The organism is Asticcacaulis sp. AND118 (genome assembly GCF_020535245.1).
Lineage (GTDB): Bacteria > Pseudomonadota > Alphaproteobacteria > Caulobacterales > Caulobacteraceae > Asticcacaulis.
The window spans coordinates 2,123,101-2,146,321 of record NZ_CP084910.1 but is presented as its reverse complement, the minus strand read 5'-3'; the positions used below and the strand labels follow the sequence as shown (position 1 = coordinate 2,146,321).

The 23,221-nt window shown below is 62.8% G+C and carries 19 protein-coding genes and 1 riboswitch; of the genes, 7 read left to right on the top strand and 12 right to left on the bottom strand.

Annotation, left to right across the window (positions count from 1 at the left end):
• The first annotated feature begins 117 nt into the window (after positions 1 to 117).
• The 4 genes from lpxC to ligA all read left to right on the top strand — a co-directional run bounded on the left by lpxC (position 118) and on the right by ligA (position 6,113).
• A complete protein-coding gene (gene lpxC / locus LH365_RS10330; protein ID WP_226743552.1) occupies positions 118 to 1,011 on the top strand; it encodes a UDP-3-O-acyl-N-acetylglucosamine deacetylase in 894 nt (297 codons plus the stop codon).
• Positions 1,012 to 1,107: 96 nt separating this feature from the next.
• Positions 1,108 to 2,022, top strand: a complete 915-nt coding sequence (locus LH365_RS10325) for an outer membrane protein assembly factor BamD (protein WP_370639725.1) — start codon at positions 1,108 to 1,110, stop codon at positions 2,020 to 2,022.
• A 153-nt stretch (positions 2,023 to 2,175) separates the two neighbouring features.
• The gene (recN, locus tag LH365_RS10320; RefSeq protein WP_226743551.1) at positions 2,176 to 3,885 is read left to right on the top strand and encodes a DNA repair protein RecN; all 1,710 of its coding nucleotides are present in this window, start codon (positions 2,176 to 2,178) and stop codon (positions 3,883 to 3,885) included.
• Positions 3,886 to 4,019: 134 nt separating this feature from the next.
• A complete protein-coding gene (ligA, locus tag LH365_RS10315) occupies positions 4,020 to 6,113 on the top strand; it encodes an NAD-dependent DNA ligase LigA (RefSeq protein ID WP_226743550.1) in 2,094 nt (697 codons plus the stop codon).
• Between the two features lie 139 nt (positions 6,114 to 6,252).
• Here the strand turns inward: ligA and LH365_RS10310 are convergent, their stop codons facing one another.
• The 4 genes from LH365_RS10310 to LH365_RS10295 form a co-directional block, all read right to left on the bottom strand.
• Positions 6,253 to 6,507: a hypothetical protein gene (locus LH365_RS10310; RefSeq protein ID WP_226743549.1), complete on the bottom strand. Its 255-nt coding sequence runs from the start codon at positions 6,505 to 6,507 to the stop codon at positions 6,253 to 6,255.
• Between the two features lie 92 nt (positions 6,508 to 6,599).
• Positions 6,600 to 8,432, bottom strand: a complete 1,833-nt coding sequence (locus LH365_RS10305) for an aminopeptidase P family protein (RefSeq protein WP_226743548.1) — start codon at positions 8,430 to 8,432, stop codon at positions 6,600 to 6,602.
• Between the two features lie 65 nt (positions 8,433 to 8,497).
• Entirely contained in the window at positions 8,498 to 10,327 is a 1,830-nt protein-coding gene (locus LH365_RS10300) for a TonB-dependent siderophore receptor (RefSeq protein ID WP_226743547.1), read from the bottom strand.
• Between the two features lie 120 nt (positions 10,328 to 10,447).
• Positions 10,448 to 10,638: riboswitch (cobalamin riboswitch) on the bottom strand.
• 78 nt (positions 10,639 to 10,716) lie between these two features.
• Positions 10,717 to 11,268, bottom strand: a complete 552-nt coding sequence (locus LH365_RS10295) for a TetR/AcrR family transcriptional regulator (RefSeq protein WP_226743546.1) — start codon at positions 11,266 to 11,268, stop codon at positions 10,717 to 10,719.
• A gap of 153 nt (positions 11,269 to 11,421) precedes the next feature.
• Here LH365_RS10295 and LH365_RS10290 point away from each other — a divergent pair, with 153 nt between their 5' ends.
• Positions 11,422 to 12,141, top strand: a complete 720-nt coding sequence (locus tag LH365_RS10290) for an SDR family oxidoreductase (protein ID WP_226743545.1) — start codon at positions 11,422 to 11,424, stop codon at positions 12,139 to 12,141.
• Between the two features lie 41 nt (positions 12,142 to 12,182).
• Here the strand turns inward: LH365_RS10290 and LH365_RS10285 are convergent, their stop codons facing one another.
• The 4 genes from LH365_RS10285 to LH365_RS10270 are packed head-to-tail and all read right to left on the bottom strand — an operon-like array spanning position 12,183 to position 16,001.
• Positions 12,183 to 13,217, bottom strand: a complete 1,035-nt coding sequence (locus LH365_RS10285) for a sulfate/molybdate ABC transporter ATP-binding protein (RefSeq protein ID WP_226743544.1) — start codon at positions 13,215 to 13,217, stop codon at positions 12,183 to 12,185.
• Positions 13,218 to 13,227: 10 nt separating this feature from the next.
• On the bottom strand, positions 13,228 to 14,073 hold the full coding sequence (gene cysW / locus LH365_RS10280; RefSeq protein WP_226743543.1) for a sulfate ABC transporter permease subunit CysW: 846 nt from the start codon (positions 14,071 to 14,073) through the stop codon (positions 13,228 to 13,230).
• 2 nt (positions 14,074 to 14,075) lie between these two features.
• On the bottom strand, positions 14,076 to 14,969 hold the full coding sequence (gene cysT / locus LH365_RS10275) for a sulfate ABC transporter permease subunit CysT (protein WP_226743542.1): 894 nt from the start codon (positions 14,967 to 14,969) through the stop codon (positions 14,076 to 14,078).
• 3 nt (positions 14,970 to 14,972) lie between these two features.
• A complete protein-coding gene (locus tag LH365_RS10270) occupies positions 14,973 to 16,001 on the bottom strand; it encodes a sulfate ABC transporter substrate-binding protein (RefSeq protein ID WP_226743541.1) in 1,029 nt (342 codons plus the stop codon).
• 243 nt (positions 16,002 to 16,244) lie between these two features.
• Between LH365_RS10270 and metC the strand changes: the two genes are divergently transcribed.
• Positions 16,245 to 17,408 (top strand): cystathionine beta-lyase, encoded by a 1,164-nt coding sequence (gene metC, locus LH365_RS10265; RefSeq protein WP_226743540.1) that lies wholly within the window; start codon positions 16,245 to 16,247, stop codon positions 17,406 to 17,408.
• 66 nt (positions 17,409 to 17,474) lie between these two features.
• Positions 17,475 to 18,203, top strand: a complete 729-nt coding sequence (locus LH365_RS10260) for a YafY family protein (protein WP_226743539.1) — start codon at positions 17,475 to 17,477, stop codon at positions 18,201 to 18,203.
• 226 nt (positions 18,204 to 18,429) lie between these two features.
• On the opposite strand, the gene LH365_RS10255 is transcribed toward LH365_RS10260, so the two are convergent.
• The 4 genes from LH365_RS10255 to gap all read right to left on the bottom strand — a co-directional run bounded on the left by LH365_RS10255 (position 18,430) and on the right by gap (position 23,192).
• Entirely contained in the window at positions 18,430 to 18,906 is a 477-nt protein-coding gene (locus LH365_RS10255; protein WP_226743538.1) for an Hsp20 family protein, read from the bottom strand.
• A gap of 439 nt (positions 18,907 to 19,345) precedes the next feature.
• A complete protein-coding gene (fba, locus tag LH365_RS10250; RefSeq protein WP_107870742.1) occupies positions 19,346 to 20,386 on the bottom strand; it encodes a class II fructose-bisphosphate aldolase in 1,041 nt (346 codons plus the stop codon).
• Between the two features lie 138 nt (positions 20,387 to 20,524).
• A complete protein-coding gene (gene pgk / locus LH365_RS10245; RefSeq protein WP_226743537.1) occupies positions 20,525 to 21,718 on the bottom strand; it encodes a phosphoglycerate kinase in 1,194 nt (397 codons plus the stop codon).
• Between the two features lie 451 nt (positions 21,719 to 22,169).
• On the bottom strand, positions 22,170 to 23,192 hold the full coding sequence (gene gap / locus LH365_RS10240) for a type I glyceraldehyde-3-phosphate dehydrogenase (RefSeq protein ID WP_226743536.1): 1,023 nt from the start codon (positions 23,190 to 23,192) through the stop codon (positions 22,170 to 22,172).
• Positions 23,193 to 23,221: the final 29 nt, after the last annotated feature.

The following is a 23,221-nucleotide window of genomic DNA, read 5'->3' as shown; positions in this document are numbered from 1 at the left end:
TAATCATGGCGTTACAAACGGTAATTCATGTTTAGTTGAGGCGCGGGGGGGCGGGGGCGTATAAACTGACGTGAGCGGAAACCTTTCCGCGCGTCAACTTTTGGGTTTATGCGTTTCATGTCGCCTGACCATCACGAACATACGATCGCCGTTCCCGCCATCTGCGCGGGCGTCGGCCTGCACACCGGTCAACGTGTGCGCCTGTCCGTGCGTCCGGCGTCCGGCGGGACGGGCATCGTCTTCGTGCGCACCGACATCACCGATCGCGACAACCGCGTGCCTGCGCGCGCCGATCTGGTCACGCAGACCCGCCTGGGCACCGTCATCACCAATGCCGAAGGCGTCTCGGTCTCGACCATCGAGCACTTGATGGCCGCCCTGTCGGCGCTGGGTGTCGACAATGCCCTGATCGAGATGGACGGCCCGGAAGTGCCGATCATGGACGGTTCGGCGCTGCCCTTCGTGCAACTGCTCGATCAGGCCGGGTTCCGCCGTCAGGCCCTGCCGCAGCAGGTCATCGAAATTCTCAAGCCCGTCGTGGTCGTCGAAGGCGACAAGCGCGCGGCCTTCTATCCGGCCGACCGCTTCGAAATGCGCTTCGAGATCGACTTCCCGAACGCTGTCATCGGCCATCAGGAGATCGAGCTGGTCGTGACCGAAGAGAGCTTCCGCACCGAACTGGCGGCGGCGCGCACCTTCGGCTTCGTCGAAGGCGTCGAGGCTCTGCGGGCGGCCGGTCTGGCCCGCGGCGGCTCGATGGACAACGCCATCGTTATCGACGGTGACCGCGTGCTGAACGCCGAGGGTCTGCGCTTCGCCGACGAATTCGTGCGTCACAAGGCGCTGGACGCCATCGGCGACCTGTATGTCCTGGGTATGCCCATTCTTGGCAGGTTTGAAGGAATCCGCGCCGGTCACGGCCTTAATAATGCCGCTGTTCGTGCCCTACTGTCGCAGCCGGATGCCTACCGTATCGTGACCCGGTTCCCGTCGCTGCAACAGGCGGGCTAACAACCCTATTGGCGTTTGCGCCGGGCCGTTGTAGAGCTATCCTCCATAAAGCGTTAAGACTGCCGGGCGCCCGATCCGGCCTGATGAGGATCTACCGTGCCGGCCCATACCCCTTCGACCGTCTCCCTCACCCGGAACGCCTTCAAGACATCTGGTAAGCTCCTGCTGTTGACGGCTCTGGCCGCCGTGGCCCTGACGGCCTGCGCCGGCAAGCCGAAGCAGCGCACGCGTCTGGTCTACGAAGAGCGCCCGGTGGAGGCGCTCTACAATACCGGCATGCAGCGTCTGGACGAAAAGAGCTGGAACGAAGCCATTGACTATTTCGAAGAGGTCGAGCGTCAGCACCCCTATTCGGAATGGTCGCGCCGTTCGATCGTTATGGAAATCTACGCCCACTATCAGGCCAATGATTACAACGAATCGACGGCGGCGGCGGAGCGTTTCATCAAGCTCTATCCGGGCTCGCCCCTGACGCCGTACGCCTACTATATGCGCGCCATCAACTATTTCGAGCAGATCGTCGATGTGGGCCGGGATCAGGCCTATACCGAAACCGCGCAAGCCTATCTGCGCGAGATCGTTCAGCGCTACCCGGGCACCGAATACGCCCGCGATGCGCAGGTGAAGCTCGACATGGTCTATGACCAGCTTGCGGGCAAGGAGATGGAGATCGGCCGTTTCTATCTGGCCGACAATCAGCCTCTGGCCGCCATCGGCCGCTTCCGCACCGTCATCACCCGCTATCAGACGACCTCGCACACGCCGGAGGCCCTGTACCGCCTTGTCGAAGCCAATCTGATGATGGGCATTACCGACGAAGCCAACCGCAACGCCGCCGTGCTGGGCTACAACTATGCGGGCGACCGCTGGTACAATGCGGCCTACAAGCTGATGCAGGAACGCGGTCAGCCGCTCGACATCAAACCGCTACCCATCGCCGAAAAAACCAAGGCGGCGAAAAAAGAACAAAAAGAGAAAAAGAGCTGGCTAAGCCGCATCAACCCGATGTAATCTGAGACAAATGACCCTGATGTCGAATCGGGGTTTTTGGAGCCTTATGCCGAAAAGTGGATGCCGCTTTTCGGAAAAACATGAGGCGTTACAAGAAATTAAAGCATTCGCCGGCTCAGTTGAGCTGGCGAATGCTTTAATATCAGGGGTTCCATGCTCACACGCCTTTCCATTCAGGACGTTGTGCTTGTCGACCGGCTGGATCTCGATATTCGGCAGGGCCTTTCGGTCCTGACGGGCGAGACCGGGGCCGGTAAATCCATCATTCTCGACAGTCTGGGACTAGCCACCGGCGCGCGCGGCGATGCCGGGCTGATCCGTGCGGGCGCGCCGCAGGCTTCGGTGACGGCGGAGTTCGATCTGACCGCCGGGCATCCGTTGTACGAATTTCTCGAAGACAAGGGACTGGCTGTGGAGGCCGGCGAACCGCTGCTGCTGCGCCGCGTGGTCAGCCGCGACGGGCGCTCCAAAGCCTTCGTCAACGATCAGTCGGTGTCGGTCAGCGTGCTCAAGGCCCTGGGCGACGGCCTGCTGGAAGTGCATGGTCAGCACGAGACGGTGGGCCTGCTCGATCCGCGCACCCACGGGGCCATGCTCGACGCCTATGGCGGTTGCGAGGGCGCGCTGGCGACGACGACGGCGGCGTTCCGCACGCTGAAAAGCCTGCGCGATCAGTACCGCGACCTCAAGCGTCAGTCGGACAATGCGGCGGCGGAGATTGAGGAACTGACGCTGCGCCTTGAGGAACTGGACCGCCTCAACCCGCAGCCGGACGAGGAGGCCAATCTGGCGTCTGATCGCGCGCTACTGGGGGCGTCCGAGCGGGCGCTGGAAGACATTAATGAGGCGCGGACCACGGTGGGCGGCGATCAGTTGTCGCAACGCCTGTCCAAGGCTTTCCGGGCGCTCGACCACGCCCGCACCCGCGCCCAGCAGGCCGGGGCCGGCGAAGGCCATGCGGTGCTCAAGGCCCTGTCTGATGCCGCCGAGGCGCTCGACCGCACTCTGATCGCGGCCGATGAGGCGCTGGCCCTGATGGACGCCGCCGCCGATGCGCTGGATGTCGAGCCGGGCAAGCTGGATCGCGTCGAGGAGCGTCTGTTCTCCCTGCGAGCCATGGCGCGCAAACTGAATATTCTGGTCGAGGACCTGCCCAAAAAGCGCGCCGAGATCGCCCAGTCGCTGGGTCGGATCGAAGACGCCGACGCTGAACTGAAGAAGCTGGCGGCGGCGATTGCGGCGGCGGAAACGGGCTTCTTCGCGGCGGTCGAGACCCTGCGTCACAAGCGTATCGCCGCGGGTGAGGCGTTGAGCGCCGCCGTCATGGCCGAACTGGTGCCGCTCAAGCTCGACAAGGCGGCCTTCCGCGTCGCCATCCGCCCGCTGGAGCCGGAAAAGTACGGGGCGACGGGCGGCGATGTGGTTACGTTTGAGGTGCGCACCAATCCCGGAGCCGACTGGGGGGGCATGGCGGCCATCGCGTCGGGTGGCGAACTGGCGCGCTTCGCCTTGGCGCTTAAGGCGGCGCTGTCGACGCGGGGCGGCGAGGATGCTGCCGGGCCGGTGATGATCTTCGACGAGGTCGATCAGGGCGTGGGCGGCGCGGTCGCCGATGCCGTGGGCCTGCGCCTGCGTAAGCTGGCTCAGCGGTCTCAGGTCATCGTCGTCACCCATTCGCCGCAGGTGGCCGCGCGCGGCGATCAGCATTTGAAAGTGTCGAAGGCCGATGCCGGGGAGGGGATGCGTTCGCGCGTCATCGAACTGAGCAAGGACGAGACGCTGGAAGAACTGGCCCGCATGTTGTCGGGCGCCGAAATCACCCCCGAAGCCCGCGCGGCTGCGATTGCGCTGGTGAAGGGATAACAATAGCCCTTCTCCCCGTTTACGGGGAGAAGGTGGCCGAGCGTAGCGAGGACGGATGAGGGGCCGTTACGTATAAATATGCCCCTCACCCCAGCCCTCTCCCCGCAGGCGGGGAGAGGGGGAATAAGATAAAAATGACCACACACGCACCCGAGACGGCGCGCACGCGCCACGCACAGCTTTCTGCCGAGATCAAGCATCACCGCGATCTCTACTACAATCAGGAAGCCCCGGAACTCACCGACGCCGACTACGACGCGCTGGAGCAGGAACTGCGCGCGCTGGAGGCGCAGTATCCCGACCTGCACACGGTCGACAGCCCGACCGAACAGGTGGGGGCCGAGATTTCGAGCAAATTCGCCCCGGTTCAGCACGGCGTGCCGATGCTGTCGCTCGACAACGCCTTCGCACCGGAAGACGTGGCCGATTTCGAAAAGAGCATCCGCCGTTTCCTGCGTCTGCCGCCGGAAGAGGCCCTGGCCTTCGCGGTCGAACCCAAGATCGACGGCCTGTCCTGTTCGCTGCTCTATGTGAACGGCACGCTGGTGCGGGCGGCGACGCGCGGCGACGGGCGCACGGGCGAGGACATCACCGAGAATGTGCGGACCATCAAGGACGTGCCGCATATGTTGAGCGGCGCAGGCCATCCGGAACGCATCGAAATCCGCGGCGAGGTCTATTACCCGCTGGCCGATTTCGCCGCCATGAACGCCAAATCCGCCGAAGAGGGCGGTAAGGTCTTCGCCAATCCGCGCAATGCGGCGTCGGGCGCGCTGCGGCAACTGGACGCCACCATCACCGCCTCGCGGCCCCTGCGGTTTTTCGCCTATACTTGGGGTGAGATTTCGGACCCCAATTTCGTAGCCACCCAGACCGAGGCGCTGGCCAAATTCCGCGAATGGGGGTTTCAGGTCAATCCGCGCTCGGCCACGACCGAAAACAGCGACGGCCTGCTGAACATCTATGACGGCATTCAGCGCGACCGGTCAGGCCTCGGCTACGACATTGACGGTGTGGTCTATAAGGTCGATCGGCTGGATTATCAGCGGCGGCTGGGATTCGTGTCGCGCTCGCCGCGCTGGGCGATTGCGCACAAATTCCCAGCGGAACAGGCCCTGACGCACCTCAAGGCCATCGATATTCAGGTCGGGCGCATCGGGACACTTACCCCCGTGGCGCGGCTGGAGCCGGTCAATGTCGGCGGCGTGGTGGTGTCGAACGTGACGCTGCACAATGCCGACGAGATAGCGCGCAAGGACATCCGTATCGGCGATCTGGTCCGCGTGCAGCGCGCCGGGGATGTCATCCCGCAGATCGTCGGCGTCGAGTTGTCCGAGCGTCCGGAAGGGACTGAACCCTACCAATTCCCGACCGTATGCCCCTGTCCGCTGAAGACCGCCGTGGTGCGTGAACTGAACCTCAAGGGCGAAGAAGGAGTGGCGCGGCGCTGCACCGGCGAGCACGCCTGCCCGCATCAGCGCGTCGAGTATCTGAAATACGTCGTCAGCCGCAAGGTGCTGGACATCGAAGGGCTGGGCGAAAAGCAGCTTCAGAAGTTCAGCGAGGAAGGGCTGATCCGCGAACCGGCGGACATCTTTACACTTGAAGCGCGTGACAAGATGTCACTGACGCCGTTGCGCAACCGCGAGGGTATGGGTGAGACGAGTGCGCGCAACCTGTTCAAGGCCATTGAGGACCGGCGGCAATTGCCGCTCGACCGCTTTATTGCGGCGCTGGGAGTCAAGGGCGTGGGTGAGACGACAGCGCGGCTGCTGGCGCGGGCCTATCATTCAGAACAGGCCTTTCGTGAGGCGATGACGGCTCTGGCGGATGGCGACGAAGAGGTCAAGGCGACGCTCGATAATATGGATCAGGTCGGGCCTTCACTGGTGGCCGCGCTGATCGAGTTCTTCTCGAACGATCATAATATCGGAATCTATCAGCGCTTCGCCGAGCAACTCAGCGTGCAGGATGCCGAGGTCGTCGCCGGCGACTCTGCGGTGTCGGGCAAGACGGTCGTTTTCACCGGCACGCTGGAAAAGATGACGCGCGACGAGGCCAAGGCGCAGGCTGAACGGCTGGGGGCCAAGGTGGCGGGGTCGGTCTCGGCCAAGACGCATATCGTCGTGGCTGGGCCGGGCGCGGGCTCGAAGCTGAAAAAGGCTGCCGAACTGGGCGTTCAGGTGATGACCGAAGACGAGTGGCTGGCCTTTATCGGGGTTGAGTAATTCCCTTCTCCCCGCTTGCGGGGAGAAGGTGGCCGAGCATAGCGAGGACGGATGAGGGGCGAGCCTCACAAAGAATGCCCCTCACCCCAACCGGCACCGGCCGCCCGGCTCTCCCCGCAAGCGGGGCGAGGGGGGCTCTTTAATCCAGCGCGGTGGCGAAATAGGCCTGCTCCTGCGCGGTCAGTTGCGGCTCAGGGAAGAAGGCGCGGTCGGCCACTGAGAGGCCGCCGAAAAAGGCGATCAGCCCGACGACGAAGCCGGCGCCGATGAGGAAGTGCTTGCGGGCGGCCTTATGCGCCTCAACTTCGGGCGACAGGGCGTGACGCGGGGCGTGCGACACATTGAACTGGCCGAAGGTGTCGGTGGCAGGCTGGAAAACGGTGCTGGCTGGCATGATGTCCCTCCGCATACTGAATGCTACAGACACACTCTAACCGTTGCGGGATAAGGGGTCAGGCGGAGTTGCTTGCGCCTGACATAAACGGATTATAAGGGCGCGCAGACGGTTTTGAGCCAGTCGGCAACCTCGGGTTTCACCCGCGGCGACAACAGTTCGAGCACTTTTGCGTGGTAGTCGTCCATATAGCGACGCTCGTCGGTGCTGAGCAGCGACACCTCGATCAGCGCGCGGTCGATCGGGGCCCAGGTCAGGTTGGCGAAACCCAGCATCGGGCGCTCGCCGCCCGCAATCGGCGCGGCCTCGGTGACATATTGCAGGTTCTCGATACGGATTCCGAAGTCGTTGGCCTTATAGAAGCCCGGCTCGTTGGAGACGATCATGCCCGGTTGCAGGGCGTAGGCGTTGAGCGCCTTGGCGATGCGCTGCGGGCCTTCGTGGACGCCCAGATAGACGCCGACGCCGTGACCCGTCCCGTGATCGTAGTCGAAGCCGGCGTTCCACAGGAACTGCCGCGCCAGCGCATCGAGGTGCGTGCCGGTGGTGCCCGCCGGGAAGCGGATGATGGCCAGCGCAATATGCCCTTTGAGCACCAGCGTGAACATGCGCTTGTGTTCGGCGGTCGGTGTGCCGATGGCCATGGTGCGCGTGACATCGGTGGTGCCGTCGACATATTGCCCGCCGGAATCGACCAGCAGCAGGTTGCCGTGGGCGATGCGGATATTGCTCTGTTCGTTGACGCGGTAATGCGGCAGGGCCCCGTGCGGGCCGAAGCCCGAAATGGTGTCGAAGCTGAGGTCCTTCACCACGCCCGACGCGATGCGTAAGGATTCGAGCTTCTGTGCCACCTCGATTTCGGAGGGCAGAGTGGTTTGCGCTTCGGTGGCGACCCAGTAGAGGAATTCGGACAGAATAGCGCCGTCGCGGATATGGGCTTCGGTGGTGCCGTTGATTTCCGCCGCGTTCTTGCAGGCGCGCGGGACAAGGCAGGGGTCGTCGCCCAGAACCGGCCTCGCCCCGGCGCTCTCTACGGCCTGCACCCACCACGCCGAGGACCAGTTGGGGTCTATCAGCACACCCTGACCGGACAGGGCCGCCAGCGCTGTGGGGACGTCATCGGGGGTTTTCAGGGCCACTTCGTTGCCCAGCCATTCGGAGAGGCCCTCGCTGACCTTGGCTGGTTCGAGGAACAGTTCCGCCGTGCCGTCGGATTTGAGCAGACCTTGCGCCAGCGGCAGGGGCGAGCGGATGACGTCGCCGCCGCGTACGTTGAACAGCCAGGCGATCGAAGACGGGGCCGTGATCAGGGCGGCGGCCACGTTGCGGGCGCGCAGGCCCTCGGCCAGTCGGGCGCGTTTGTCGGCGGACGATACGCCGGCGAATTCGAGCGGTTGCGGCACGACCGGCGTCACGGGCTGGGCCGGACGGGCGTCGCCCCACGCCAGATCGATGGGATTGGGGTCGACGGCCTTCAGCGTCACGCCTGCGCCCGTCGCGGCAGTGTGCAGCGCCTTGAGCGCCGAGGGGCTGTGCAGGCGGGGATCGTAGCCGATGACGCTGCCGCGGGGCTGATCGGCGATCTGTTCGGCCATGGCGGTAGCGGTGAAATCGACAACTTCGAACACCGACGGGTCGGTCTGTTCGCGCGATTGCAGGGTGTAGCGCCCATCGGCGAAAAGGATAGCCGTGTGTTTGAGGATCAGGGCCGCGCCCGCCGAACCGGTAAAGCCCGACACCCAGGCCAGGCGTTCATTGGCGTCGGGCAGGTACTCGTTCTGATGTTCGTCCTCGTGCGGAACCAGAAAGCCGTCGATGCCCAGACCGGCAAACTGCGCGCGCAATGCGGCGACGTGGGTCACCCCCTGCGACGGGTGGGTGGTGACGTCATAGGTCTGGAAAACGTGTGCGGTATCGGCGGTCATAGGGAGCCTCGGTCATCAGAGGCTCCCTTATAGACCCTTGCCCTTTGGTTTCAAAGGGAACTTGATCAGTATCTGGCGCGCACGCCCAGCCACAGGCGGCGACCGACCGAGGCATAGTTGGCGGCGGTCTCATAGTCCTCGTCCGTGGCGTTTTCGACGCGGCCATACAGCGCCACCGTCTCGTTCAGCGCGTAGTTGGCGCGCAGGTCGAGCAGGGTGTAGGCGTCGAGCACGCGGCTATTGTAGATGTTCTCGAACGACTTGCCCGCATAACGCACCGAAGCGCCGAGCGAGACGGTCTCGGTCGCCTGCCAGTCAAGGCTGGCATTGGCGAGGTGCTTTGGCGCGCGGCCCAAATCGTTCTTATAGGTGGCGCTCGATTTGGCGTCGTCGCGGGCGATGATGTGGCTGTAATTGCCCGACAGGCGCACGGTGTCGGTCAGGCGGGTTTCGCCTTCCAGTTCGATGCCATAGGCCTTGGTTTCGGCGATATTGCCGTAGGTGAAGGTCGACATGTCGTAGTCGATCTGGTTCTCGGTCTTGCGGCCGAAGACCGAGACGCCGTAGCGGCTGTCGTTCGCGCCGTAATAGTCGACGCCGAAATCGAGATTGGTCGCTTCTTCCGGCTTTAGCTTGAGATTGCCCGACCAGCCGTCATAAAGCTGATAGAGGCTGGGGGCCTTGAAGCCCTGACCCAGGCTGGCATGGAAGACCACGGCGTCATTAAGTGCGTAGGCGGCGGCGATCTGACCGATGGTGTTGTCGCCGAAAACCGAGTGGTCGTCATAGCGCACGCTGGCATTGACGGTCAGGCCGCCTGTGAAATCCTGACGCAGTTGCGCGAACAGGCCGTTGAGGGTGACGCTCTTGTCGAGGCCGGAAGCGATGGCGGTCGAACGCTCGCTGGACGCGCCGAAGACCAGTTTCGACGCTTCGGTCAGGGCCAGCGCGCCGGTATAGTCGAAGCTGACCTGACGGCCTTCAAAGGGATAGGCGGTCGCGTTGGCGAGGTCCGAGGTCGAGCGCTCGGTCTGGGTGCGGCTGAGGGTGAAGGTCTGCTTCAGGCGGCCGTCGAAGACCTGATTAGAGTAGCCGAGGCTGGCCAGGGTCTCGTCCTGAAAGCCGGTGTCGCGGGTGTCGGCCAATTGGAACGACGCATTGTAGCCGTCGAAATCGTAGTCGCTTCTGGTCGTGGCGAGGCGCGCGCTCAGGCCCGACGTGGCGCTCAGGGCGTAGTGGATATAGGCGTTGAGGTGCTTCTGGGTGAAGCCGTCGTTTTCCGCACCGCCGCGCAGCGAAGAGACGCCGTCGTCATCGGTATAGGACCCGGCGATGCGCCAACTCAGATTGCCGGCCTTGCCGCCGATGCCGGCGCGGGCGATGGCGTATTCGTCGAGGCCTTCGACGGAAACCTGCGTTTCGAACGGGGCGACGGGCTTGCGCGTGGTGACCGAGACCACGCCGCCGATGGCTTGCGAACCCCACAGGGTCGACAGCGGGCCACGCAGGATTTCGACGCGTTCGGCATCGTTCAGCGCCAGGAGGCCGAGGTTGAAGCCGCCCCCGATCTGCGAGGCGTCACCCAGCTTCACCCCGTCGAGGAGGAACAGGCTGCGGTCGCTCTCCGCGCCACGAAAGCGCGCCGTGCCAACCTGACCGGGGCCGCCGGTCTGGGCGATCGAGACCGAGGGGCTGCGGGCGATGAGGTCCTTCAGATAGACGTCCTGGCTGCGCGCGATGGCGTCGGCGTCAAAGGTGGTGACGCTCTGGCCGACCTTCGACAGGGCGACGGGTTCGCGCGTCAGGGTGACGATCACCTCCTGCGGCGCGTCTTCGGCAAATGCGGGAGATGTAAGGAGGGCGGCGAAGGCGACGCCGCAAAGCAGGATTTTCAAGGTCTTATGCCTATTCACAACAGGACGAGCGCCCCGGACGGACCGGCGCGCACCACGAATCGTCTCTGAGGAAGGCCTTTGATCAAAGGCGTATCCGCTCTTGTGGCACACCCCGACCACGCAAAGGACGACAGCAGGGGCAGGTCTCCTGGCTCGCGTCTCAGGCGCGTTCCGCCGCCTTCCCGATCTAAAGAATGACCAGTGGCGCGTGGCGGAACACTCGACGCTTACAGTTGCGGGGACAGCGCAGGATTTACACCCGCTTCCCTTTTAATCCGCATCGCTGCGGCACCGTCTGCACGGCGGTGTGTTAGGAGCGGCGCGGGCAGGGGTCAAGTCTTTGACGCCCGGCAAGCGTGGATAAGCGGCAAGTGTGGCGCAGGTGCCGCTTAGTTCAGCAGCACCTTCAACACCGACTTTGCCGCATCGAAAGGCGCGGCGCTGCGCGTGGCCTGAGCGGCAACGACCGCGCCGTTGAACAGGACCATGGCCTGCTCGGCCAGAACGTCGGGATGCGGATGGCCGGTCAGGGCGCTCAGATCCCCGACCAGCGCGCGCATATCGGCGAACATGGCCACGGCGGCGGCTTCGATCTCCGGCTGACGGCCGCCATATTCCAAGCGCGCAGACACGGCGAGACATCCCCGAAAGCAGCCTTGGGCGAACAGGGCCTGACGCACGTCGAACAGGGCCATCAGCCGGCCTTTGGGATCGGGGCTGAGGGCCTCTACAGCGGCGCGCAACTGCGGCAGGGATTGTTCGCGGTAGTGATCGACCAGTTCGGCGATCAGGGCCTCCTTGGAGGGGAAATATTTATACAGGGTGCGCTTCGAGATGCCGGTGTCGGCCATGACCGCGTCTACCCCCAGGCTGAAGCCGTGGTCGTAGAACAGCTCGAAGGCGTGATCGATAATATCCTGTTTCTTCTGCGGTTTGGTCATGTTTGCGGCTTTGGGGGCAAGGATCGGTAAGCCTTTGATGAGGCGGTATGGAAAAAATATAGCCCAACCGCTTGCAAAAGTAAACAGAACGGTTTACATCGGTGTTATGTAAACAGATCGGTTTACTTTTATCCTGAGCCCAAGGAGGCTGCCATGTCCGTGTCCAACCAAATTATCCTCGTTACGGGCGCCAATCGCGGCATCGGCGCCGCCACCGTGCGCGAACTGCTCACCCGCGATGTCAAGAAGGTCTACGCCGCCGCGCGTAACCCGGCTTCGCTGCCCGATTTCGGCGACGCCCGCGTCGTGCCCCTGACGCTCGACATCACTGACGAAGCACAGGTCAAGGCGGCCGCCGAAACGGCGGGCGATGTCGATATCGTCGTCAACAATGCCGGCACGGCGGTGTTCTCGGACGTGCTGAACAGCCCGCTCGACACCATCGGCGCGGATTTCCATGCTAATTTCTATGGCACGCTGCGGGTCATGCAGGCCTTTGCGCCGAAGCTGGTGGCCAAGGGGGCGGGCACTATCGCCAATGTCATCAGCGTCGTGGGCCTCGTAGCCGTGGCCTCGCTGGGCGGCTATTCGGCCTCGAAGGCGGCGCTGTTGTCGGTGACGCAGTCGGCGCGCGCCGGTCTGAAAGGCACGGGCGTCAAGGTGCTGGGCATCTTCCCCGGACCGATCGACACCGACCTGGCGCGCGATATTCCGCTGGAAAAAGCCACGCCGGAAAGCGCCGCCAAACGCATTGTCGCGGGCCTGGAAGCGGGTGAGGAATATATCTTCACCGACCCGGTCGCGGACCATATCGGCCATACCTGGCGCACCAATGCACCGGGCCTTGAAGCGGCCATGGCGGGCGCGGAGTGATATTCATGAGTTCCTCCCCTGATTCCAGGGGGAGGAACTTTTTAAAACGCGTAGACCTTCGACGGACGCAGATAGACGGTGTCGTTGAGCTTCAGCTCCGACGCCTCCGAATCATGGGCGTGCTGGGTTTCGAACACCTGACCCGCCGGGGTTTGCAGTTCCAGACGCAGATTAGCCCCGGCGGGCAGCAGCGAAAGCACCTTGGCCTCGAAGCCGGGGCCTTCGCGGTGCAGATGCGCGTCGAAGGGACGGAAACGCACCGTTTGCGCACCCGTCAGCGCTCTGGGGCTCACGACCGGTGCAGAGAAGCCGCCGAAATCAGCGAGGCCGTCCGACAGGCTGGCCGGCACCTGATTGGCCGTCCCCAGAAAATCGAACACGAAGGCCGATTGCGGATGGCGGTAAAGCTCCAGCGGCTTACCGATCTGCTCGATCTGGCCGTCTTTCAGCACCACCACGCGGTCGGCGAGGTCAAGCGCCTCTTCCTGATCGTGGGTGACGAAGATGGTGGTGACGCCGGTTTCGTCGTGGATGCGACGCAACCAGCGGCGCAGGTCCTTGCGCACCAGCGCGTCGAGCGCCCCGAAGGGCTCATCGAGCAGCAGGATGCGCGGATTGATAGCCAGCGCGCGGGCCAGCGCCACGCGCTGACGCTGACCGCCGGAGAGCTGGCTGGGGTAGCGTTTGCCGAGGTCTTCGAGCTGGATCAGTTTCAAAAGGCGCTGGACCGTCGCCTGAATCTCGGCCTTGGACGGGCGCTCTTTCGCCGGGCGCACATTGAGGCCGAAGGCGATGTTCTGCGCCACGGTCATGTGGCGGAACAGGGCGTAGGATTGAAACACCATGCCGACGCGGCGTTCGCGGGCGGACAGGGTCAGGTAATCGAGCCCGTCGAAATCGATGCTGCCTGTATCGGGGCGGTCAAGCCCGGCCAGCAGGCGCAGCAGCGTCGTCTTGCCCGAACCCGACGGGCCGAGCAGGGCCAGGAATTCGCCCGGCTGCGCCTCGAACGACACGTCGTTGAGCGCGGCGAAGTCGCTGAAGCATTTGGTGATGTTTTTGACGACTAGTGACATGGGAACTCGGTCAGTGTCTTCTGTTGGCGGCCAGTTCGTCGCCGAAGCGCCATTCCAGCAGGGTTTTCAGGACCAGCGTAACGAGCGCCAGCCCGGCCAGCAACGTGGCGGCGGCGAAGGCCCCCACGCTGTCATATTCGTTGTAGAGCACTTCGATGTGCAGGGGCAGGGTGTTGGTCAAGCCGCGGATATGGCCTGAAACCACCGACACCGCGCCGAATTCGCCCATGGCCCGCGCCGTACACAGAAGCACGCCGTAGGTGAGGGCCCATTTGATATTGGGCAGGGTCACGCGGAAAAAGACGTCCCAGCCCGAAGCCCCCAGCGTCACGGCGGCGATTTCCTCGTCCGTGCCCTGATCCTGCATCAGCGGGATCAGTTCGCGCGCCACGAAGGGCAGGGTGACCAGCACCGTAGCGATGACGAGGCCGGGCAGGGCGTAGATGATCTTGATATTCGAGGCTTCGAGGACGCTGGCGAACCAGCCGTGCGCGCCGAACAGCAGCACCCACACCATGCCCGAAATGACGGGCGAGATGGTGAAGGGCAGGTCGAGGACCGACAGCAACAGGCCCTTGCCCGGAAAATCGAAGCGCGTCACGCACCAGGCGGCGGCGATGCCGAAGACGGCGTTGAGCGGCACGGCGATGGCGGCAACGATCAGGGTCAGGCGGATGGCGCTCAGCGCGTCGGGCTTTACGATCGACGACAGATAGGGCTGCACGCCCTGTTTGAAGGCTTCGGCCAGCACATTGGCCAGCGGCAGGACGATGACCAGCGCCATCCACACGAAGGCGATCAGCATCAGGGCGAAGGCGGCGGGAGTCTTCGGCTTTTCGGGGGCGCGGGCTCTCATGATCAGGCGCGTCCCCGGCGCGACAGCAGCAGTTGCACGGCATTGACCAGCAGCAGACTGAGGAAGGCGAGGCTCAGCATGGCCACCGCTATGGCGGCCGCGCCGGCATAGTCGAACTCTTCCAGTTTGATGACGATCAGCAGCGGCGTGATTTCCGACACGAAGGGCATGTTGCCGGCGATGAAGATGACCGAGCCGTATTCGCCGACGGCGCGGGCAAAGGCCAGTGAGAAGCCGGTCAGCAGGGCCGGGGCCAGCGACGGCAGTATGACGCGCAAGGTGGTCTGAAGCGGCGTGGCGCCCAGTGTCGCGGCGGCTTCCTCGACCTCGGCGTCGAATTCGGCCAGCACGGGTTGGACCGAGCGCACGATGAAGGGCAGGCCGACAAAGACCAGCGCCACGAAGATGCCGAGCGGCGTATAGGCGATCTTGATGCCGAGGGGCGCAAAGAGACTGCCGACCCAGCCGTTGGCGGCGTACATCGAACACAGCGACACGCCGGCGACAGCGGTCGGCAGGGCGAAGGGCAGATCGACCAGCGCATCGACCAGCCCCTTGCCCGGAAATTCATAGCGCGTCAGCACCCAGGCGACGACCAGACCGGCGAACAGGTTGACGAGGGCCGCCAGCAATGAGGTGGTGAAGGTCAGGCGCAAGCTTGCCAGGACACGCGGATCGCTGATGGTCGCCCAGACACCGTCGAGCCCGTGCTCCCACGGCCGCGCCAGCAGCGCCGCTAGCGGCAGCACGACGATCAGCGACAGATAGGTCAGGGTGACGCCCAGCGACAGGGTGAAGCCCGGCAACACGCGCGCCTTGTGCGTGGCCTTGGGCGGCTTGTAACCTTCGGTCGCAAGCGGAGCGGCGCCCGGTGCAGGGGTAGCGTTCGAACTCATCAATTATTTGTTCAGCTTGGCTTGCAGCGCATCGAAGGCCGCACCCGCCGCGAAGAAATCGGCGTGGGCTTTCTTCCAGCCGCCGAAGTCGGTGTCCACTGACAACAGGCGCAGTTGCGGGAACTTATCCGTGAACTGCGCGGCGACGGTCTCGCTGACCGGACGGTAGAAGTTTTCGGCCACCAGTTTCTGCGCGTCGTCGTCGAACAGGCCCTTCACATAGGCTTCGGCGATTTCGCGGGTGCCCTTCTTGTCGACATTCTTGTCCACGACGGCGACCGGCGGCTCGGCGCGGATCGACAGCGACGGGTAGACGATCTCGAAGGCTTCGGCCCCGGCGTCTTTCAGAGCCAGCAGGGCTTCGTTTTCCCAGGCCAGCAGCACATCGCCCTGACCGCGCTGAACGAAGGTGGTGGTCGAGCCGCGCGCGCCGGTGTCGAGCACCGGGACGTTGCGATAGAGGGCTTCGATATAGGCCGCCGGGTCCTGACCGTTGGTCTTGGCCCAGCCATAGGCCGCCAGATAGTTCCAGCGCGCGCCGCCTGACGTCTTCGGGTTGGGCGTGATGACGCCGACGCCCGGCTTGATCAGGTCGGACCAGTCCCTGATGGCCTTGGGGTTGCCCTTGCGCACCAGAAACACGATGGTCGAATAGTAGGGGGTCGAATTGTGCGGCAGACGCCCGGCCCAGTCGGTGCCGATCAGGCCACGTTCGGCGATGGCGTCGATGTCGTGGGCCAGCGCCAGCGAAACGATGTCGGCATCGAGCCCTTCGATGACGGCGGTGGCCTGCTTGCCCGAACCGCCGTGGCTCTGATTCACCGTCACCGGCGTCTTCGTCTTGGTCTGGAACAGCTTGTTATAGGCCGTGTAAAGCTCGCGCGTCGGGTCGTAGGAGACGTTGAGCAGGGTCGTTGCGGCGGCGTCATCCGCATTGCCGCAGGCGGCCAGAGACAGGGCCGAACCGGTGAAACCCGCGGCGGCGGCGCCTTTCAGCAGCCAGCGGCGGGACAGCGTAGCGGATCGGGTCATGGTCGGTCTCCAGTGGGAAAAGGCCGGTTACGAATGCGATTTGGTAGGAATTTTGTCCACACGTCATCAATCGCGCGGCAGCCTACCCCATGACGGACCATATGCCAAATCCATGACAATTGGTCAGGCGACGATTTTTACGAGCTTGGATTAGCCGTTCTAATTCGTCCCCGGCATGAGACATCGCTTGCGTCGGCGACGTTTCGGCGGCAAAGCAGTGATCGTATACGAAAGGCTCCTCCCATGCGTGAAACCACCCGCGTCATTTCGCCCGTCCTCGACAAGGCCCGCAGCCGCCGCGCGGTCAATGCGCCCGTGGAACGCGGATCGACCGTGCTGATGGAAAGCGCCGAGGTGCTCTATCGCGACGACCTCAAGCCGACCTACGGCACCGAGGGCCTGTCGACCCAGCGCGAACTGTGCCGATTGCTGGCCGAACTGGAAGGGGCGGAGGAGGCCTTCATCCTGCCCAGCGGCCTGGCGGCGCAGACCCTGCCCATCTTTGCGGTGCTCCAAGCTGGCGATCACGTGCTGGCGGTCAATTCGGCCTATCGTCCGGTGCGCCGCTTCCTTGATTCGCAACTGGCGCGTTTCGGTGTCGATGTGACCTGGTATGCGCCGTCGGCGACGGCGGAAGAGGTTCTGGCGCTGGCCACCGAAAGGACGAAGCTGATCTACCTCGAAAGCCCCGGTTCGCTGACTTTCGAAATTCAAGACATCCCGGCCATCGCTGCGGCGGCGAAGGCGCGGGGCATACTGACCCTGTGCGACAATACCTATGGCGCGGGCGTGCTGTTCAAACCGCTGGCCCACGGCTGCGACATGTCCATGCAGGCCCTGACCAAATATGTCGGCGGCCATTCCGACCTGCTGATCGGCTCGGTGGCGGTGAACGACGCGGCGCTGGCCAAGCGCATCTATGACGCTATCAAGGCGTGGGGCTTCTTCACTTCGGCCGACGAATCCTATCTGGCCCTGCGGGGCTTGCGCACCCTGCACCTGCGCCTGAAACAGTCGGGCGAGGCGGGGCTGAAGGTGGCGCAATGGCTGCAAGGGCGTCCGGAGGTGATCCGCGTCGTGCATCCCTGGCTCGACAGCCATCCGGGAAGCGACGTCTTCCGCCGCGATTTCACCGCGCCGAACGGTCTGTTCCTTGTCGTGTTGAAAGGTGACGGCGAGGCGGCGTCTCAGCGTTTCCTCAATGCGCTCAAACTGTTCGGGCTGGGCTTTTCGTGGGGCGGTTATGAGAGTCTGGCGGTCAATTGCGAGCCGCAGTTCCTGGGCCGCCACAAGCTGACGCCGGAGGATCACGCGCCGCTGGAAGGCAGCTATGTGCGTCTTTATGTGGGGCTGGAAGATCCGGACGACCTGATCGCCGATATCGAACAGGCGCTGGCGGTTTTGTAGATTTTGTTTTTGCTTTGTTCCTCTTTTTGCGATATGTCAGGAACGAACTGACGCGGGGGAAGGGATATGTCGCGCGCCGCCCGGCTTTTGAATTTGCTACAGATTTTGCGGCGGCACCGCTATCCGGTAACGGGCGACAGTCTGGCGCAGGAACTGAACGTGTCGCTGCGCACGCTGTACCGCGACGTCGACGCCCTGCGCGCGCAGGGGGCGGATATCGAGGCGGAGGCCGGGGTGGGGTTTCTGCTCAGGCCGGGCTTCATGTTGCCGCCGCTGATGCTGTCGCACGACGAGATCGAGGCCATTGCACTGGGGGTCAAATGGGTGGCCGGGCGCACCGACCGCGCCATTTCGGCGGCGGCGGTCAATGCGCTGGCCAAGATCAACGCCGTCCTGCCCGATGATATGCGCGACAGCCTGCAAACGACCGGCCTGATGGTGCCGCCACCGTGGAAGGACGCGGAGGTGTCGGAGTTCGAGGACCGTTATCTCAAGATGATCCGTCAGGCGCTGAAATCCGAGCGCAAGCTGGTCATGGACTATAGCGACGTGAAAGAAATGCAGACGGTGCGCATCGTCTGGCCGGTGGCGCTGGGCTTCTACGAGCGGGCGCGGTTGTTGGTGGGGTGGTGCGAGCTGCGGCAGGATTTCCGTCATTTCCGCTCGGACCGCATCCGCAATATGAGCGTCGCCGATGAGCGCTACCCGACGCGGCGTATGACGTTGCTAAGGCAATGGCGCGAGCAGGAGGACGCCATGCACCGGGCCTATGTGCGTGAGACCGAGACGGCATAAAAACCGGAAGCGTGGGGGCACGCTTCCGGCCAAGTTCCGGAAATGGGAGCGAAAAAGATCAGGTGGTGGGTCGCGTCTCTCATCAGAGAGATATAAGAGACGCGACCCGATCGGTCGGGGATCAGCGGCACCGATACGCTCCGACCGAAGCGGCATTCAGTGCATTTCAAGCGCATTCCGAAAAGTGTGAAGCGGTTTTCGGATCAAATGCGCGACAAAAAAAGCCCTACTCAGCGGCTTCCAGCGCCTGCGGGCTGTTGTCGGAGGTCTTGATGGCGATCTGCTTGGGCTTCTTCGCTTCCGGGATTTCGACCACCAGATTGAGGGTCAGGAGCCCGTTGGCCAGTTCGGCCTCGGTGACGCGGATATGGTCGGCCAGTTGGAAGCGGCGCTCGAAGCTGCGTTCGGCCAGACCGCGATGCAGGAAGGTGCGCGAACCGTCTTCGGCATCCTTCTTACCGGTGACGGTCAGAACGTTTTCCTTGACCTCGATATTCAGTTGGTCGGGACGGAAGCCGGCTACGGCGATCTCGATACGGTAGGCGTCGCCGTCACCGTCCGTACCGGTGGCGATGCGTTCGATATTGTACGGCGGCCAGCCCGGCGCGGCGTCGGTACGGGCAGCGGAATCAAGCAGGCTGACCAGACGGTCGAAGCCAACGGCGCTGCGGTACAGGGGGGAAAAATCGATTTGAGTACGCATATAGAGTCTCCTTGTCAGAAGCGAGATCGACAGCGGCGTAAGCTGTCTTCGGTTGTCGGTTGGATCGCTTGCGCATCCCCGAAACGGGCGATGAAGCTTTCCAGAAAGACCCGGTGTCGGCGTCTTACGTTTATGAATTTGGGGAGGGTTATGGCCGCTTCAAGAGGGCGGTTGATTTTTTTATGCGGGGAGCCGGTTCAACAAAAAAGATTCTCCACAGATGGCCACAGATGCACACAGATGGTTCGAGCGTCCTGATAGCTGGGAGCCAAACGGTTGAGGTTGAGGCACGATGGCAACACACATGCCATCTGTGTTTGTCTGTGGCCATCTGTGGAAAAATAAGGGGAGCCCATCGCTCAGCGCGCGACGGGGCATAAGAAAAGGCCGCCCTTGCGGGCGACCTTCTTTATAACCTTTCCCGATATCGGGGATGGGCTTAAGCCAGATAATATTTCGCCATGCTCGACAAAGGCTTGGCCTTGATCTTGGAGGCGTTGCCGGCGGTGCCGAACTGCACGAAACGGTCGTAGCAGACCTGCTGCATGGCTTCTTTGGCAGGCTTAAGGTACGAGCGCGGGTCGAAACCGGCCGGGTTCTCGATGAAGTATTTGCGGATGGTGCCGGTGATGGCCATGCGGCAGTCGGTGTCGATATTGATCTTGCGCACGCCGATCTTGATGGCCTTTTGCAGTTCTTCGACCGGCACGCCGTAGGTTTGCGGCATTTCACCGCCGAAGGCGTTGATCAGGTCCTGAAGTTCCTGCGGCACCGAGGACGAGCCGTGCATGACGAGGTGGGTGTTCGGCAGGCGCTTGTGGATCTCGGCGATAACGTGCATGGCCAGCACTTCGCCGTCCGGCTTGCGTGAGAACTTGTAAGCGCCGTGCGACGTGCCCATCGCGATGGCGAGCGCATCGACATTGGTCTTGGCGACGAAATCGACGGCCTGATCCGGGTCGGTCAGCAGTTGCGAATGGTCGAGCACGCCTTCGGCGCCGTGACCGTCTTCGGCTTCGCCCATGCCGGTTTCCAGCGAGCCCAGCACGCCCAGTTCGCCTTCGACCGACACGCCGCAGGCGTGGGCGAAGTCGACGACGGTTTTGGTCACGTTGACATTGTAGTCATAGTCGGCCGGGGTCTTGGCGTCGGCCATCAGCGAACCGTCCATCATCACCGAGGTGAAACCGTTCTGGATGGCGGTGGCACAGGTCGCCGGCGAATTACCGTGATCCTGGTGCATGACGATCGGCAGTTCCGGGTAGATTTCGACCAGAGCGTCGATCATCTTGGTCAGCATGGTGTCGTGCGCATAGTTGCGCGCGCCGCGCGACGCCTGAATGATGACGGGGCTTTCGGCCTTGCGGGCGGCGTCCATGACGGCCAGACCCTGCTCCATATTGTTGATGTTAAAGGCGGGGACGCCGTAATCGTTCTCGGCCGCGTGGTCGAGAAGCTGTCGCAGACTGATGCGAGCCATGATAATTTCCCTCTTTCATATGCTCAGTGAAGGGTTCCGTCCGGCGGCCGATGTTCCGGTCTCAGCCAGCGAAACCCTGAAAATAATCAAATTTTATACCGGAACGCCCTGACATTCCAGCTTTAGTCCTTGAAAGGCTTAACCGAGCGCGGCAACGCCCGGCAATTCCTTGCCTTCCATCCATTCAAGAAACGCGCCACCGGCCGTCGATACAAAGGTCATGTCCTGCACGACGTCAGCGTGGTTGAGAGCGGCCACCGTATCGCCGCCGCCCGCAACGGCAACCAGTTTACCCGATTTGGTTTGCAATGCAGCAAATTTCGCCGCTTCGACGGTGGCGGCGTCGAATGGCGGCAGTTCGAACACACCCAGAGGGCCGTTCCAGATCAGCGTCCTGGAGTTGGCGATGACGTCCTTCAACTGCGCGACGGTCCTGGGGCCGGCGTCGAAAATCTTGTCGTCGGCGGACAGTTCCGCGCCCAGATCGACGGTACGGTTGGCGGCATTGGCCTTGAATTCCTGCGCCACGACGACGTCGAGCGGCAGCAGAATCCGGCAGCCCTTCGCCTCGGCTTCTTTCAGGATTTCCAGCGCCGTATCCTTGAGGTCCTTTTCGCACAGCGAACCGCCGACCTCATGGCCCTGGGCGTAGAGGAAGGTGTTAGCCATGCCGCCGCCGATGGCCAGGGCATCGAGCTTGCCCACCAGATTTTTCAGCAGGTCGAGCTTGGTCGAGACCTTGGAGCCGCCGACAATGCCGATGGTGGGCTTAACCGGCGCGCCGAGCGCGGCATTCAGCGCATCCAGTTCGCGGCGCATGGATTCGCCGGCATAGGCGGGGAGGAGCTTGGCTACGCCCTCGGTCGAGGCGTGGGCGCGGTGCGCGGCCGAGAAGGCGTCATTGACGTAGATGTCGCCGAGATCGGCCAATTGTTGCGCAAACGCGGGATCGTTCTTTTCCTCGCCCGGATAGAAACGGACGTTTTCCAGCAGGATGACGCCGCCGTCGGGCAGGCCCTCGATCAGCGCCTTGGCGTCGTCGCCCACGCAGTCACTGGCGAATTGCACCGGTGCGCCCAGCAGGTCGGACAGGGCCGGGGCCACGAAAGCCAGCGACATTTCCGGGACGACCTTGCCCTTGGGGCGATCGAAATGGGCCAGCAGGGCGACCTTGGCGGCTTTTTCGGTCAGCTTGCGGATAGTCGGCAGGGCGACCTTGAGGCGGGTGTCGTCGGTGATGCGACCGTCTTCGACCGGCACGTTGAAATCGACGCGCACCAGCGCGGTCTTGCCGTGAAGGTCGGAAACATCATCAAGGGTTTTGAAGGTCATTGAACATCCTATTGGTTTTTTCAGTTATGCCTATGCTGAAATTTTCAACCAGAGCGGAAGGTTGAGTTTTTGGGTGGCGATAAGGAACGCGTATGATCCAGTAATTATGGATAAGGGTATGGAGGTAATTATAATCGTGTGCGATATCATTTCAGAGTTAGAATTTTTATTCTTGAAATCAACGATAAATAGAAAATTGTATATGAATAAACCAGTATAAATTAAAGGAATTACTGGCGATAAGTGCTTTTCGGGAATGCCAATATGCAAACTTGCAAATTGAGTTAAAAGGGGATTTATAAAACCAACAAGCAGCGCGTAAAAAAGCCATACGCAGTAACTCAAAGGCTTGGAAATATTTCCAATATCACTGTTGAATTTTTCCGACATAGGTGATTGTCGATTTTCTTAAGATAAACCCCGCCGGATCACTCCGGCGGGGCCTAGCTTATTACAGGAACTTGCCGAGCGCGACGGCGGTGTCCGACATGCGCGTAGAGAAGCCCCACTCGTTGTCGTACCAGGTCAGGATACGCACCAGCTGACCGTCGATGACCTGCGTCTGCTTGAGCGCGAAGGTCGAAGAGGCCGGGTTGTGGTTGAAGTCCGAAGACACCAGCGGCTCGTCCGTATAGGCCAGCACGCCCTTCATCGGGCCGTCGGCGGCGGCGATGATGGCGGCGTTGACTTCTTCGGCCGTGACCGGGCGGGTCGGCACGATCTTGAGGTCGACGACCGAGACGTTCGGGGTCGGGACGCGGATCGACGAACCGTCCAGCTTGCCCTTCAGGTGCGGCAGGACCAGACCGATGGCCTTGGCGGCGCCGGTCGAGGTCGGGATCATGCTCAGGGCCGCCGCGCGGGCGCGGTAGAGGTCCTTGTGCATGGTGTCGAGCGTCGGCTGGTCACCCGTATAGGAGTGGATGGTGGTCATGTAGCCGCGCTCGATGCCGCACAGGTCCGACAGGACCTTGGCGACCGGCGACAGGCAGTTGGTGGTGCACGAGGCGTTGGAGATGATCGTGTCTTCGGCGGTCAGGGTGTCGTGGTTGACGCCATAGACGATCGTCTTGTCGGCATTGTCGCCGGGGGCCGAGATGATAACCTTCTTTGCGCCGGCTTCGAGGTGGGCCGCGGCCTTTTCCTTCGAGGTGAAGATGCCGGTGCATTCCAGCGCGATATCGACGTTCAGGGCCTTGTGCGGCAGCTCGGCCGGGTTCTTGATCGCGGTGACCTTGATCGGCGCGTAGGTCTTGCCGTTGGCGGTGATGACGAGGGTGTCGCCGTCGACCTTTACTTCGGCGGGGAACTTGCCGTGCACGGAGTCGTAACGGAGCAGGTGGGCGTTGGTTTCGACCGGACCGAGGTCGTTGATCGCGACCACTTCGATATCGGTGCGGTTGTTCTCGATGATCGAACGCAGAACCAGACGGCCGATGCGGCCAAATCCGTTAATCGCCACGCGTAAAGTCATATGCGTATCCCTTATGCTCAGGGCCGTCG